15 protein-coding genes are annotated in these 13,888 nt (G+C 64.0%); 11 read left to right on the top strand and 4 right to left on the bottom strand.

Going from position 1 to position 13,888, the window contains the following annotated elements:
* The first annotated feature begins 135 nt into the window (after positions 1-135).
* From rpsF to dnaB, 5 genes are all read left to right on the top strand, one after another.
* Positions 136-504, top strand: a complete 369-nt coding sequence (gene rpsF, locus HGR_RS03975; RefSeq protein ID WP_006296798.1) for a 30S ribosomal protein S6 — start codon at positions 136-138, stop codon at positions 502-504.
* 29 nt (positions 505-533) lie between these two features.
* Positions 534-833 carry a primosomal replication protein N gene (priB, locus tag HGR_RS03970; protein ID WP_006296797.1) on the top strand — a complete coding sequence of 100 codons (300 nt, stop codon included), beginning with the start codon at positions 534-536 and terminating at the stop codon, positions 831-833.
* A 60-nt stretch (positions 834-893) separates the two neighbouring features.
* Entirely contained in the window at positions 894-1,175 is a 282-nt protein-coding gene (gene rpsR, locus HGR_RS03965; RefSeq protein WP_006296796.1) for a 30S ribosomal protein S18, read from the top strand.
* 11 nt (positions 1,176-1,186) lie between these two features.
* Positions 1,187-1,639, top strand: a complete 453-nt coding sequence (gene rplI, locus HGR_RS03960) for a 50S ribosomal protein L9 (protein WP_006296795.1) — start codon at positions 1,187-1,189, stop codon at positions 1,637-1,639.
* Between the two features lie 174 nt (positions 1,640-1,813).
* Positions 1,814-3,223: a replicative DNA helicase gene (gene dnaB / locus HGR_RS03955; RefSeq protein WP_006296794.1), complete on the top strand. Its 1,410-nt coding sequence runs from the start codon at positions 1,814-1,816 to the stop codon at positions 3,221-3,223.
* Between the two features lie 48 nt (positions 3,224-3,271).
* Here dnaB and HGR_RS03950 read toward each other — a convergent pair whose 3' ends face one another.
* From HGR_RS03950 to HGR_RS03940, 3 genes are all read right to left on the bottom strand, one after another.
* Positions 3,272-4,972 carry a PhoH family protein gene (locus tag HGR_RS03950; protein ID WP_006296793.1) on the bottom strand — a complete coding sequence of 567 codons (1,701 nt, stop codon included), beginning with the start codon at positions 4,970-4,972 and terminating at the stop codon, positions 3,272-3,274.
* A gap of 166 nt (positions 4,973-5,138) precedes the next feature.
* On the bottom strand, positions 5,139-5,648 hold the full coding sequence (locus tag HGR_RS03945; RefSeq protein WP_006296792.1) for a peroxiredoxin: 510 nt from the start codon (positions 5,646-5,648) through the stop codon (positions 5,139-5,141).
* Positions 5,649-5,923: 275 nt separating this feature from the next.
* A complete protein-coding gene (locus tag HGR_RS03940) occupies positions 5,924-6,355 on the bottom strand; it encodes an Mth938-like domain-containing protein (protein WP_006296791.1) in 432 nt (143 codons plus the stop codon).
* 98 nt (positions 6,356-6,453) lie between these two features.
* Here HGR_RS03940 and HGR_RS03935 point away from each other — a divergent pair, with 98 nt between their 5' ends.
* From HGR_RS03935 to moaD, 6 genes are all read left to right on the top strand, one after another.
* Positions 6,454-7,689 (top strand): pyridoxal phosphate-dependent aminotransferase, encoded by a 1,236-nt coding sequence (locus HGR_RS03935; RefSeq protein ID WP_006296790.1) that lies wholly within the window; start codon positions 6,454-6,456, stop codon positions 7,687-7,689.
* A 45-nt stretch (positions 7,690-7,734) separates the two neighbouring features.
* Positions 7,735-9,108, top strand: coding sequence for a homoserine dehydrogenase (locus tag HGR_RS03930; protein WP_006296789.1), 1,374 nt, complete (start codon positions 7,735-7,737; stop codon positions 9,106-9,108).
* Positions 9,108-10,553: a threonine synthase gene (gene thrC / locus HGR_RS03925; protein ID WP_006296788.1), complete on the top strand. Its 1,446-nt coding sequence runs from the start codon at positions 9,108-9,110 to the stop codon at positions 10,551-10,553. The genes HGR_RS03930 and thrC overlap by 1 nt, the downstream gene beginning before the upstream one ends.
* Before the next feature lie 86 nt (positions 10,554-10,639).
* On the top strand, positions 10,640-11,176 hold the full coding sequence (mobB, locus tag HGR_RS03920; protein ID WP_006296787.1) for a molybdopterin-guanine dinucleotide biosynthesis protein B: 537 nt from the start codon (positions 10,640-10,642) through the stop codon (positions 11,174-11,176).
* A 14-nt stretch (positions 11,177-11,190) separates the two neighbouring features.
* On the top strand, positions 11,191-12,441 hold the full coding sequence (locus HGR_RS03915) for a molybdopterin molybdotransferase MoeA (RefSeq protein WP_006296786.1): 1,251 nt from the start codon (positions 11,191-11,193) through the stop codon (positions 12,439-12,441).
* Between the two features lie 29 nt (positions 12,442-12,470).
* A complete protein-coding gene (gene moaD, locus HGR_RS03910) occupies positions 12,471-12,737 on the top strand; it encodes a molybdopterin converting factor subunit 1 (protein WP_006296785.1) in 267 nt (88 codons plus the stop codon).
* A 26-nt stretch (positions 12,738-12,763) separates the two neighbouring features.
* Here the strand turns inward: moaD and dapA are convergent, their stop codons facing one another.
* Complete coding sequence (dapA, locus tag HGR_RS03905) at positions 12,764-13,804, bottom strand: 4-hydroxy-tetrahydrodipicolinate synthase (RefSeq protein ID WP_006296784.1); 1,041 nt, start codon at positions 13,802-13,804, stop codon at positions 12,764-12,766.
* Between the last annotated feature and the right edge of the window lie 84 nt (positions 13,805-13,888).

The following is a 13,888-nucleotide window of genomic DNA, read 5'->3' as shown; positions in this document are numbered from 1 at the left end:
TGTCTTGACGCCAGGGGCGGCTGCAACCCAGCGCCACGCGCGCCGTGTGCTTGTGTTTCATGTCCTGGGCCTTGGCTGACAGGGCATCTTGTACAGGTGCTTGCGCGTTCCGTGGCCCATCCACAAGGAGTCTACATGCGTCACTATGAAATCATCCTCATGATCCATCCGGATCAGAGCGAGCAGGTCCCCGCCATGCTTGAGCGTTACAAGGGCATGGTCACCACCGGCGGCGGCAAGGTCCACCGCGTGGAGGACTGGGGTCGTCGCCAGATGACCTACCTGATCAACAAGCTGGCCAAGGCCCATTACCTGTGCCTGAACATCGAGGCCGATCGCGCCGTGATGGAAGAGCTGGAGCACGCCTTCAAGTTCAGCGATGCCGTGCTGCGCCACCTGACCGTGGTCAAGAAGAAGGCCGAGACCGGGCCGTCCGCCATGATGAAGGCGGTCGAGCGCGAGGAAGCCCGCAAGGTTCAGCAAACTGCTGAAGCGCAGGCCTGATTCCCGTACCTGGGCGCGATTTTTCTGGAGTGAACCCCGACAACGCCAACCACTTGTCACTGGTCGCCGTGATCGCAGAGCTTGCCGCTCTGCGCTACACCCCGGCCGGAATGCCTGCCCTGGATCTGCGACTCGAACATCAGAGCCGCGTGCAAGAAGCGGGGCAAGACAGGCAGGTGGTTGCCAACGTCAAGGCTGTGGCCTTCGGCGTGTTGGCTGAGCGGCTGGCCCAGCAGGCCATCGGCAGCCAGTGGAAGTTTCAAGGCTTCCTGGCATCCCCGAGGCAGGGCAAGAGTCTGGTGTTTCACGTTCAGGAGTTTGGCGCCTGAGCATGCCGAGAGCATCCATTCCATCTAGACCCATCAACCGATTCAACAGGAAGTGCCACCATGGCCACGTTCAAGAAATTCAACAAGGACAAGCGTCCCAAGCGCAACACCCAGTCGCTGCTGTTCAAGCGCAAGCGTTTCTGCCGCTTCACCGTCGCTGGTGTCGAGGAAATCGACTACAAGGACATTGACACGCTGCGTGACTTCATCGCCGAGAACGGCAAGATCATCCCGGCGCGCCTGACCGGCACCCGCGCGATCTATCAGCGCCAATTGAACACGGCGATCAAGCGCGCGCGCTTCCTGGCGCTGCTGCCCTACACCGACCAGCACAAGATCTGAGGAGTAAGAACATGCAAATCATTCTGCTCGACAAGGTCGTCAACCTCGGCAATCTCGGTGAGATCGTCAAGGTCAAGGACGGCTACGCTCGCAATTTCCTGATCCCCGCTGGCCGCGCCCGTCGCGCCACCGAGGCTGCCAAGCGCGATTTCGAAGCCCGCCGCGCTGAGCTTGAAAAAGCCGCCGCCGCCAAGCTCGCTGAATCTCAGTCCCTGGGTGAGAAGCTGGCCGGCACCACCATCAAGCTGTCGCAGAAGGCAGGTGTGGATGGTCGCCTGTTCGGCTCCGTCACCAACTACGACATCGCCGAGGAACTGGGCAAGCAGGGTTACGCGGTCAGCAAGGCCCAAGTGCGCATGCCCACCGGCCCGATCAAGACCGTGGGCGACAGCACCGTGAGCGTGGCGCTGCACACCGACGTGGTGGTGGAAATCAACGTCTCGGTTTACGGCGAGACGGCCTGATCGCCAAATCAGTCAAAGCCGTTCGGCCCCTCTGGGTCGGGCGGCTTTTTCTTTTGCGCCGCGAACTTATCCACGAGATTCCACAGGCTGTGCACAGGATTTCCGACCGCATTTCCTCAGGGTTGCGGGCTGGACAGGCTGGCAACTTTTGACCCATAGTCGCGGGAGTACACCATGTCCGCCGTTTTGACCTCCATCACCGACGATATGCCGTCTCCGGATCGGCAGGTCGCCGTTTTGCGTGTGCCTCCGCATAGCATCGAGGCGGAGTCCAGCGTGCTGGGTGGCCTGCTGCTGGACAACGCGGCCTGGGACCGCGTGGGCGATCTCTTGAATGAGGGCGATTTTTACCGCTATGAGCATCGGCTGATCTACGCCGCCATGGCCGGTTTGATCAATGCCAGCCGGCCGGCCGACGTGATCACGGTGTTCGATCACCTGCAAAGCCAGGGCAAGGCGGAAGAGACGGGTGGGCTGGCCTATCTGAATGCTCTGGCCCAGTACGTGCCGAGTGCCGGCAATATCCGCCGCTATGCCGAGATCGTGCGTGAGCGAGCGATCCTGCGCAAGCTGGTGGCGGCGAGTGACGAGATCGCCACCACGGCCTTCAACCCGCAAGGACGGCCTGTGGCGGAGATTCTGGACGAGTCCGAGCAGAAGATCCTGAACATCGGCGAGGAAGGTTCGCGCATGAAGCGCGGCTTCATCGGCATGGACAGTCTGGTCGTGGACTTGCTGGACCGCGTGCAGGAGATGGCGGATAACCCCAGCGACATCACCGGGGTGCCTTCGGGCTTCTATGACCTGGATCGCATGACCAGCGGCTTGCAGGCCGGTGACCTGATCGTGCTGGCCGCGCGTCCCAGCATGGGCAAGACCAGTCTTGCCATCAACATGGCCGAGCACATCGCCCTTCACGAAGGCCTGCCAGTGGCCGTGTTCTCGATGGAAATGGGCGCGGCTCAACTCGCGGTGCGCGTGGTCGGCTCGATTGGCCGCATCGACCAGGGACATTTGCGCACGGGCAAACTCACCGACGAGGAATGGCCACGCCTGACCGAGGCCATCGAGAAGCTGCGCAACATCTCGCTCCACATCGACGAAACGGCCGGCCTGACCATCAGCGAGTTGCGCGCCAGCGCGCGTCGCCTGGCGCGCCAATGCGGCAAGTTGGGCCTGATCGTGGTCGACTACCTGCAGATCATGAGTGGTTCGGGTGGGAGCGAGGACAACCGCGCCACCGAACTCGGCGAGATGTCGCGTGGCCTCAAGATGCTGGCCAAGGAGCTGCAGTGCCCCGTGATCGCCCTGTCTCAGCTCTCTCGCGCCGTCGAGAGCCGCACCGACAAGCGTCCGATGATGAGCGACCTGCGTGAGTCCGGCGCCATCGAGCAGGACGCGGACGTCATCATGTTCATCTACCGTGATGACTATTACAACAAGGACAGCAAGGAGCCGGGCGTGGCGGAGGTGATCATCGCCAAGCAACGTAACGGCCCCACGGGCACGGTGAAGCTGGCTTTCTTGAAGAACCTGACGCGTTTCGAAAGTCTGGCCAGCAGCTACGGCAGCGGCGATTTTTAAGCCACGGCCGGCATCGCGCGCGCGATGCCGCCGGTGCACCTCAAGTCTTCAAAGCACTTCGCTCGCGAAATCAGCCAGGCGAGAGCGTTCGCCGCGCGCCAGGGTGATGTGTCCGCTGTGAGGCCAGTCCTTGAACTTGTCGACGACGAAGGTCAGGCCCGACGAGCCTTCGGTCAGGTAGGGCGTGTCGATCTGCGCCAGATTGCCCATGCAGATGATCTTGGTGCCCGGCCCCGCGCGGGTGATGAGTGTCTTCATCTGTTTCGGAGTCAGGTTCTGCGCCTCGTCGATGACGAGGTACTTGTTCAGGAAGGTGCGCCCACGCATGAAGTTCATGCTCTTGATCTTGATGCGGCTGCGGATGAGGTCCGCCGTGGCCGCACGGCCCCATTCACCCGCGCCAGTGTCGGTCTTGGACAGAACTTCGAGGTTGTCGTCCAGCGCTCCCATCCAGGGCCCCATTTTTTCTTCCTCGGTGCCGGGCAGGAAACCGATGTCTTCGCCCACGCTGACGGTGGCGCGGGTGACGATGATCTCGCTGTAGCGTCGGTCGTCGAGCACCTGCGTCAGGCCGGCGGCCAGGGCCATCAAGGTTTTGCCCGTGCCGGCCGTGCCGGTGAGCGTGACGAAATCGACCTCTGGGTCCATCAGCAGGTTCATCGCGAAGTTTTGCTCACGATTGCGTGTGGTGATGCCCCAGACCGCGTTTTTCAGATGGGTGTAGTCCTTAAGCGTCTTGAGCACGGCGCTCTTGCCGCGAATTTCGGTCACGCGGGCGTACAAGCTGGGTTCGCCTGGCGCCTCAAAATAAACGAACTGGTTGATCAGCAGGCTGGGCACCAAGGGTCCGGTGATGCGGTAATAGGTGTGCTGGCCCTGTTGCCAACTTTCCACGCTCTGGCCCTCGGTGGTCCAGAAATCCTGAGGCAGGGCCAACATGCCGGAATAAAGCAGGTCGCCGTCTTCGAGCGTCTTGTCGTTCTGGTAGTCGTCGGTCGCCAAACTCAGTGCGCGGGCCTTGACCCGCATGTTGATGTCCTTGGACACCAGCACGACTTCACGAGGCGCATGAAGTTGGCGTAACGCTTCCACCACGCCAAGAATTTGGTTGTCCGCCTTGCCCTGCGGCAGGCTGGTCGGCAGCTCGTAGTTGAGAGGCTGGGTCTGGAAGAACAGCTTGCCGCCGGCTTCCTGGTGGCCGGTGCTATCCAGTTTGAGGCCGGATGCAATGTCCGCCCCCTGAGCGCCTGCCAGGGCGTCAAGCGTGCGGCTGGTCTGGCGCGCGTTGCGCGCCACTTCCGTCATGCCTTTCTTGTGGCCGTCCAATTCTTCCAGCACGATCATCGGCAGGAAGATGTCGTGTTCCTCGAAACGGAACAGGCACATGGGGTCGTGCAGCAGGACGTTCGTGTCGAGCACAAACAGCTTGCCCGGACCGGTCGTGGCCTTGCCATTCTTGCGTGCGCGTGGCTTGCCATCGTTGCGAACCACAGAGAGCACCGGTTGAACGGAGGCGGGCTGTGTCGCGGCGGAGGGCGATCGAAGCGAGGTGGAGGAGATCGGGGGCGGCGCCGTGACGTTGCCGCCACCGTCCTCGATCAGATCGCGGGCCAGTTTGCCGTCATGCGCAGCTTGATCCAGCGTCGCAGTTGTTTTTCGGTTGCCGCGGGGTTTGCCGCGCGCGGGGGCGTCAAAAGCTTCGGGGGAGAGCAGGGTGGCGCGTTTGGTCGGTGCAGGAGGCAGGGGCATGGATCAGCAACAAAAAAGCCGCCCGACTTGAAAGCCCGGGCGGCTTGGTGGAGAGGACGAGTCAGATGCGATCTGCGTCAGCATGAGCCCATGCTATGCAGGATTGGCGCGGATGTAAACCCTGGAGCGTTGCTTCGAAACATCAATCTCGCGCGCCCAACGCAAATCAGGCGGTTGCCTCGGGACTGGCTTTTTCGGTCGCGGGCTTCTTTTTCAGTGCCTTGGCAACCTTCAGCACCTCGTCCACATGACCGGGTACCTTGAGGCCGCGCCACTCTTGCTTGAGCAGGCCGTCTGGACCAATCAGGAAGGTGCTGCGCTCAATGCCCTTGACCTTCTTGCCGTACATGATCTTATTCTTGACCACGCCGAACATGTGGCACATTTTCTCTTCGGTGTCGGCGATCAGTTCAAAGGGCAATTCCAGCTTGGTCTTGAAGTCGTCATGTGACTTCATGTTGTCGCGCGAAACGCCGAACACGATGGCGCCAGCCTTCACGAAATCCTTGTATTTGTCGCGGAACTGCATGGCTTCGGTGGTGCAGCCCGGGGTGTTGTCCTTGGGGTAGAAATACAGCACCAGCGTCTGACCGATGTGCGAGGTGTTGGTGACCTTGGTGCCACCAGTGGCGTTGGCTTCGAATTCCGGAAGGGGTTTGTTGACAACAATCGCCATGGGTCTCTTACTCTTGTCGTGTGTGACAGCAAATGTCGTTGGCGGAGGCCGGAATGGGCCATCAAGCAAAGGCTCGCCGCGTGCGACGAGTGCGGCATGGATGGCATCGGATAGCCCGGCTCGAAAGAGTTATTTTACTCCTAAACCTCGATTGGGGGACTGCCCTCTGGGTATTGCCGTCTCAATGTTCACCGCACTCGTGCGAATGTACGCAGGTCGGCACGAAACGGGGGATGCGTGGGTGCCGGGATTTGACCGGTTCCTTTGGCCCCAGCTCACGCCGCGGAGTGCGCGGCGACCACAGGAGATTCCAGCACCAGGGCGGCGAGCACGTGGCGTCCCTCGCCGGCCAGAATGTTGTAGGTTCTGCAAGCTGCCGCCGTATCCATGGTTTCCACGCCAATGCCGAGATCGGCCAGGCTGCGCAGCCACGGTGGACGAGGGAATCGCAGGCGCAGACCACTGCCGAACAAGACCAGCTCGGGGCGAGTGGCTTCGGCCTGAGCCAGCCAGGTGAAATGTCCGTCCTGCAGATCCTCGAAGTGACTGATGGCGGAGGGCTCGTCCCACGGCCTGCAAAGACCTCCCGAGCCGAGCACCAAGCTGTTGCTGTATCGCGTCGTCTGACCGCCGGACTCCACGGTAATCCAGCCTGGGCCGTGGCCGCGGATCGTTTGCGTGGTGGAGGAGTCGGCGTGGAGTTTCATGAGCGCTACGGCTTTCTATGCCGAAAGCCAGGGGGAACTGTGGTCAAATTATAGGTTTCGTCTCGCCATTTCCCTCTTACAAGGTCATTCCCGCAGCCATGAGTCAACGTCTCCACCGGAAGTCGGCCAAGTTGGCCAATGTGCTTTACGACGTGCGCGGTCCCATCGTGGACGCGGCCAAGCAGATGGAGGACGAGGGCCAGAAGATCATCAAGCTGAACATCGGCAACCTCGCGCCCTTCGGCTTCGACGCGCCGGAGGAAATCCAGCAGGACATGATCCGCAACCTGCCCAATTCGGCGGGTTATTCGGACAGCAAGGGCATCTTCGCCGCGCGCAAGGCGGTGATGCACTACACGCAGCAGCAGGGCATCGTCGGCGTGACGCTGGATGACATCTACCTGGGCAACGGTGCGAGCGACCTGATCACGATGGCGACCAATGCCTTGCTGGACGATGGCGATGAGCTGCTGGTCCCCGCGCCCGACTACCCGCTTTGGACCGCCGTGGCCAGCCTGTCCGGAGGCAAGCCCGTGCACTACCTCTGCGATGAAACCAACGGCTGGATGCCCAATCTGGACGACATCCGCCGCAAGATCACCCCGCGTACCAAGGGGCTGGTCGTGATCAATCCCAACAACCCCACCGGGGCGCTCTACAGCCTGGAGTTGCTCAAGGGCCTGGTGCAGATCGCGCGCGAGCACTGTCTGGTGCTGATGGCCGACGAGGTTTACGACAAGGTGCTCTACGACGGCGTATCGCACACGGCGCTGGCCAGCCTGTCCACGGACGTACTGACCCTGACCTTCAACTCCCTGTCCAAGGCCTACCGCGCTTGCGGCTACCGCGCGGGCTGGATGGTGGTTTCGGGCGACAAGGCGGCGGCCAAGGATTACATCGAAGGCCTCAACATGCTGGCCAACATCAAGCTCGGTTCCAACGTGCCGGGCCAGTACGCCATCCAGACTGCGCTGGGCGGCTACCAAAGCATCCAGGATCTGGTGAAGGAAGGCGGGCGCCTGCGCCGCCAGCGCGATTTGGCCTATGAGCTGATCACCGCGATTCCCGGCGTCACTTGCGTCAAGCCCAAGGCCGCGCTCTACATGTTCCCTCGGCTTGATCCGGCGCTGTACCCGATCGAGGATGACCGCCAGTTCTTCATGGAAGTGTTGCGCGCCACGCGCGTGATGCTGGTGCAGGGCTCGGGCTTCAACTACCCAGACAACCAGCACTTCCGCATCGTCTTCTTGCCGCACGAGGACGACCTGCGCGAGGCCATCGGTCGCCTGGCCAGGTTCCTCGAGGACTGGCGCCGCCGCCATGGTACGGCGTGATCCGCCCGCGCTACCGCATCTCATTTTTCGATTTCACGGTCACACATGAAAGCTATCCAAGTAGGTCTGCTGGGCATTGGCACGGTGGGCACGGGCGTGTTCCAGGTATTGCAGCGCAACCAGGAGGAGATCCGCCGCCGCGCGGGCGTGGGCATTGAGGTGCGCGCCGTCGCGGCGCGCAATCTGGCGCGCGCCCAAGCCATCGTGGCCGCGTCGCCAGTCGGCGCGGGCGTCAAGGTCACGGCCGACGCGCGCGAGCTCATTCGCGATCCTCAGATCGACATCGTGGTCGAGCTCATCGGGGGGTACGACACGGCACGAACCCTGGTGTTGGAAGCCATCGCCGCGGGCAAGCACGTGGTCACGGCGAACAAGGCCCTGCTGGCCGTGCACGGCGCGGAAATCTTCGCCGCGGCCCGCGCTCAGGGTGTGATCGTGGCCTTCGAGGCCGCGGTCGCTGGCGGCATTCCCATCATCAAGGCCTTGCGCGAGGGCCTGACGGCCAACCGCATCCAGTGGATCGCCGGCATCATCAACGGCACGACCAACTTCATCCTCTCCGAGATGCGCGACAAGGGCCTGGACTTCGACGCCGTGCTTCAGGAGGCACAGCGACTGGGTTATGCCGAGGCCGACCCGACCTTCGACATCGAGGGCATCGACGCCGCGCACAAGGCCACCATCATGGCCGCCATCGCCTACGGCATCCCTGTTCAGTTCGACAAGGCCTACACCGAGGGCATCACCCAGCTCGCGGCGCAGGACATCCGCTATGCCGAGCAACTGGGCTACCGCATCAAGCTGCTGGGCATCAGCAAGCGCACGGACCATCCGGATGCATCCGGCAAACCGACGGGCGGCATTGAGTTGCGCGTGCACCCGACCCTGATTCCCGCCAAGCGCTTGATCGCCAACGTGGAGGGCGCGATGAACGCCGTCGTGGTCAACGGCGACGCGGTGGGCACCACGCTCTACTACGGCAAGGGCGCGGGCGCCGAGCCCACGGCCAGCGCGGTGGTGGCCGATCTGGTCGACATCGTGCGCCTGCGCGCCGCCGACCCGCAACACCATGTGCCCTACCTGGCCTTCCAGCCGGACTCCCTGAGCAATCTGCCCGTGCTGCCCATGAGCGAGGTGGTGACGAGTTATTACCTGCGCTTGCGCGTCGCCGACCAAGCCGGCGTGTTGGCCCAGGTCACCCGCATCCTGGCCGACGCGGACATCAGCATCGATGCCTTGCTGCAGCGCGAGGCCGATGAGGTGGGCGGCGAGGGCGTTCAGGGTGTGCCGCAGACCGATCTGATCATGCTCACGCACGAGGCGCGCGAAGGCACAATGAACGGAGTGCTGGCCAAGCTTCAGGCCTTGCCGACCGTGCTGGCGCCCATCGTTCGCATCCGCAAGGAGGAGCTGGCCTGATGAAGTACCTGAGCACGCGCGGCGAAGCCGCGAACAAGCGCTTTTGCGACATCCTGCTCGAAGGCTTGGCGCCTGACGGTGGCCTGTACTTGCCCGAGACTTACCCGCGCGTGGACGCGGCCACGCTGGCGCGGTGGCGCGACCTCTACCACCGCAGCCCGCAGGGCTATGCCGACCTGGCGTTCGAGATCCTCTCGCTCTACATCGACGACATTCCGGCCGAGGACTTGCGCGCCATTTGCCGCAAGACCTACACCGCCGAGGTCTTCGGCACCGGCGAGATCGTGCCGCTGCGCCATGTCGAAGACGGCCTGTGGCTCGAGGCCCTGTCCAACGGGCCCACGCTGGCCTTCAAGGACATGGCGATGCAACTCCTGGGCAACTTGTTCGAGTACGAACTGGCGCGCAGGAACGGTGGCCGGGGCGAGCAACTGAACATCCTGGGCGCGACCAGTGGCGACACGGGCAGCGCGGCCGAGTACGCCATGCGCGGCAAGAAGGGTGTGAACGTGTTCATGACCAGCCCGCACGGGCGCATGAGCCCCTTCCAGCAGGCCCAGATGTTCAGCCTGCAGGACGCGAACATCCACAACCTGGCCATCCAGGGTGTGTTCGACGACTGCCAGGACATCGTGAAGGCGGTCAGCAACGACCTGGACTTCAAGCGCAAGTACAAGATCGGCACGGTCAATTCCATCAACTGGGCGCGGTTGCTGGCCCAGGTCGTGTACTACTTCGCGGGTTATTTTCAATCGGCGAAGAATGAGTCGGAAAAGGTGAGTTTCACCGTGCCCAGCGGCAACTTCGGCAATGTCTGCGCGGGCCATGTGGCGCGCATGATGGGCTTGCCGATTGCCAAGTTGGTGGTGGCCACGAACGAGAACGACGTGCTCGACGAGTTCTTCCGCACCGGTGTCTACCGCGTGCGCGGCAGCGCTGACACGCACGAGACGTCCAGCCCCTCGATGGACATTTCCAAGGCTTCCAATTTCGAGCGCTTCATCTTCGACCTCCTGGGCCGTGATGGGGCGAAGACCCGGGCCTTGTTCGGCGAGCAGTTGAACAAGGCGGGCGCCTTCGATCTGAGCCAGGACGCGGCGTTCCCCGCTGCGAAAGCCAAGTACGGTTTCGTCAGTGGCAAGAGCACGCACGCTGACCGCTTGCGCACCATCCGCGATAACTGGGAACAGCATGGGCTCATGATTGATCCGCACACGGCCGATGGCGTGAAGGTGGCCCGGCAATTCCGTGAGGCCGGTCAACCCATGATCGTGCTGGAAACGGCCTTGCCCATCAAGTTCGCCGACACCCTCGTCGAAGCCTTGGGGCGCGAGCCAGAGCGTCCGGCGAAGTTCGCAGGCATCGAGCAACTGCCCAAGCGCGTGACCGTGCTGGACAAGGATGTGCAGGCCGTCAAGGACTACATCGTCCGGCATGTGGCCTGAGGATCAACGCTGCACTTGGCGGGGTGTAATCGCCAACGCCACGCATTCAAGGTGTTGAGCATGTGGCATGCGGGAGGCTTCGTCGCATGAAGGTGGTCGCTTTCGCGGGCTACTCCGGCGCGGGCAAGACCACGCTGGTGGAGCAGCTCATTCCCGCGTTCAAGGCCTTGGGTCTGCGCGTCTCGGTCCTCAAGCACGCTCACCATCGTTTCGACGTCGACCATCCGGGCAAGGACAGCTGGCGGCATCGCCAAGCCGGTGCGTTCGAGGTCTTGGTGGCGTCGGACCGGCGCCTGGCCCTGATGCGCGAGTACGAACGTGAGCACGAACCCGAGGTGCACCATCTGCTGGCTGAACTCAGTCCAGTGGTGGACTGGGTGCTGGTCGAGGGCTTTCGCCACAGCGACCTGCCGAAGGTCGAAGTCTGGCGTGCCGACACCTCGCATCCCGTCTGTTATCCGGACGATCCCTATGTCGTGGCCATCGCCACAGACGACGCCAGCCGACTGCCCCAGCCCACCGGTCTGGCCCTGCTGGACCTGAACGCGCCCGAGGCCGTGCGGGACTGGTTGCTGGCGCAGGGCAGCCGTTTCGAGTACCAGTCCGAGACCTATCTGGGCTGAAAGACAATAGCGGCATGAACACCGCCCGCCCACCCCTCAAGACCTTGGATGCGGCGCTGGCCGAATTGCTGGCGCAGGCCTCGCCCGTGCCCGACGTGGACGACCTGGACACCTTCGAGGCCGACGGCCGCGTGCTGGCGCGTGACCTCGTGTCCGAGCTGCACGTGCCGCCGCGCGACAACAGCGCCATGGACGGTTATGCCCTGCGCCGTGCCGATCTCACGGTTGCTGGAGCCACTTTGCGTGTCGGCCAGCGCATCCCCGCCGGGGCCGTGGCTGATCGGCCGCTGGCCTCTGGTGAAGTGGCGCGCATCTTCACCGGGGCGCAACTGCCGCCCGGCGCGGATGCCGTCGTGATGCAGGAAGATTGCCAGTCCCTGGACGATGGCAGCGTTCGGATCAATGCCATGCCCGTGCCGGGTCAGAATGTCCGCCGCGCGGGCGAGGACGTGCGCCTGGGCGCCACCGTGCTGCCGCGGGGCACGCGCCTCGATCCCGCCGCGCTGGGCTTGGTGGCCAGCATCGGCTTGGCCCGCCTGCCGGTGGCGCGGCGCCCGCGCGTGGCCTTGTTTTCCACGGGCGACGAACTCGTCATGCCGGGCACGGTGGCGCCCGCGCAGTTGCCGCCTGGGGCGATCTACAACTCCAACCGCTTTTTCCTGCGCGCGTTGCTGCAGCGCCTGGGCTGCGTGGTCACGGACTGCGGCATCGTGCCCGACCAGCGCGAAGCCACCCTCAACGCCTTGCGCCAGGCGGCCGAAGGCCATGACATCATCCTCAGCAGTGGCGGCGTGTCCGTGGGCGAAGAAGATCATGTGAAACCGGCCGTGCAGGCCCTGGGCACGCTGGACTTGTGGCAGATCGCGATCAAGCCGGGCAAGCCCTTTGCCTACGGCAAGGTGCGCGCGGGGCAGGGGCAGGCCCACTTCATCGGCCTGCCGGGCAATCCGGTGTCGAGCTATGTGACTTTTTTGCTCCTGGTGCGGCCTTTTCTGCTGCGCTTGCAGGGCGTGCCTGAGCCGGCGCTGGCGCCGACCGCCGTCACCTTGCCCGCGCATTTCGAATGGGCACGTGCCGACAAGCGACGGGAGTTCCTGCGCGCCCGCCGTAACGCGGCCGGCGGCGTGGACCTGCACCCGCAACAGGGCTCGGGTGTGCTGACCTCGGTGGCCTGGGGGGATGGCCTGGTGGACAACCCGCCTGAGCGGCGCATCGCCCACGGCGATCCGGTGCGTTTCATTGCCTTCTCGGAGTTCATGGTCTGAGGGCGTCACTGCCGCTGTGCAAGGAAGTCATGAAAGTCAAGATCAAGTATTTCGCCTCCGTCCGCGAGGCCCTGGGCGTGGACGAGGAAAACGTGGACACCCGCGCGACCACGGTGGGCGCCCTGCGCGACGAGTTGATCGCGCGTGGGGGCGGCCATGCCCAGGCCCTGGCACGAAACCGGGACGGAAAGACCCGTGCCGTGCGCGCCGCGCTGGACCAGCGCATGAGCGCGGAGGACGCGGCCTTGCACGAGGGCTGCGAGGTCGCCTTTTTCCCGCCCGTGACGGGCGGTTGAGCCTGGCCTTGGGGAGCGACCTCGCCTCAGGGCGAGGTCGCTCCTTGCTGCGAGGCGTCATGAACGCTTGAGGGTTGTCCATCCTCTGGCCTTCGCGTTTGTTCAGAGTTCAAGCACGGTCCACGGTCCATCCACACCCGCAGCCGTTCGCGCAGCGCGGGCGTGACCGGGGTCATCGGCGCCCGCAGCTCCTCCCGCAAGTGGCCTTGCCCCGCGAGCACCGCCTTCAGCGGACCCGGGTTGGGTTCCGCGAACAGTGCCTGGATCAGTGGCACCAGGCGCAGCCAGTCCGCGCATGCCTCGTCCAAGCGCCCCTCGGCGATCCGGTTCATCAGCGCAACAAAACTCGCCGTCCGCAGGTGGGCGCTGGCCGTGATGCCACCGACGCCGCCCTGGGCCAGGGTGGCATAGAGCTGCATGTCTTCGCCCGCCAGCACGTCGAGACGCCCATCGGCGATCAGGGCCAGGGTCTTGCCGGCGTCGCCGCCGCAGTCCTTGATCGCCTGGATGTTGGGGTGCGCGGCCAAGGTCAGCAGGGCGTCGGTGGTGATCTGCGTGCCCGTGCGGTAGGGGATGTCGTAGACGATCAGCGGGGCCGCACTGCTGTCGGCCAGGGCATGGAACCAGTCCAACAGCCCGGCCTGCGCGGGCCGCACGTAAAGCGGCGCGGGAGTGAGCACGCCCGCCAAGGGGCGAGAAGCCAGTACGCGCAGCCACTCCCGCAGCTTGGGCAGGTGGTAGCCGCTGACGCCCATGACCACGGGAAGGTCCTGGGCCGACGCCAGCACGGTGTCGAGCACGGCCAGCTGCTCGTCGGCGTCGAGGGCCGCGGCTTCCCCCGTGGAGCCGCAGGCCACGAAGCCGCGCACCCCCTGTTCGCGCAAGTGGTCGACCAGCTGGCTGAGGGCAGGCAGGTCGATCGCGCCGTCGCTGAATGGCGTTACCAGGGGTATCCAGAGGCCGCGATAACGACGAGCGCTGGCGGAGGTGGTCGTTGCAACGTTTTGGTCAGCCACGGCGTTGGCTTCGGCCTGGGCACCTGCATGGTTGGAATTGGCAGCGGGCATGTCTTGTCCTTTCTAGCGACCGGTCGAATGACCGTCGTCGAAATCGCGCGAAATGCCGGGGAAGTGCAGGAGGGCGGTTCCGTC

The sequence above is a fragment of the Hylemonella gracilis ATCC 19624 genome (assembly GCF_000211835.1).
In the GTDB taxonomy this organism is placed as follows: domain Bacteria; phylum Pseudomonadota; class Gammaproteobacteria; order Burkholderiales; family Burkholderiaceae_C; genus Hylemonella; species Hylemonella gracilis.
Note: the sequence above shows the minus strand (reverse complement) of the source record. Positions and strands in the feature narration are given on the sequence as shown.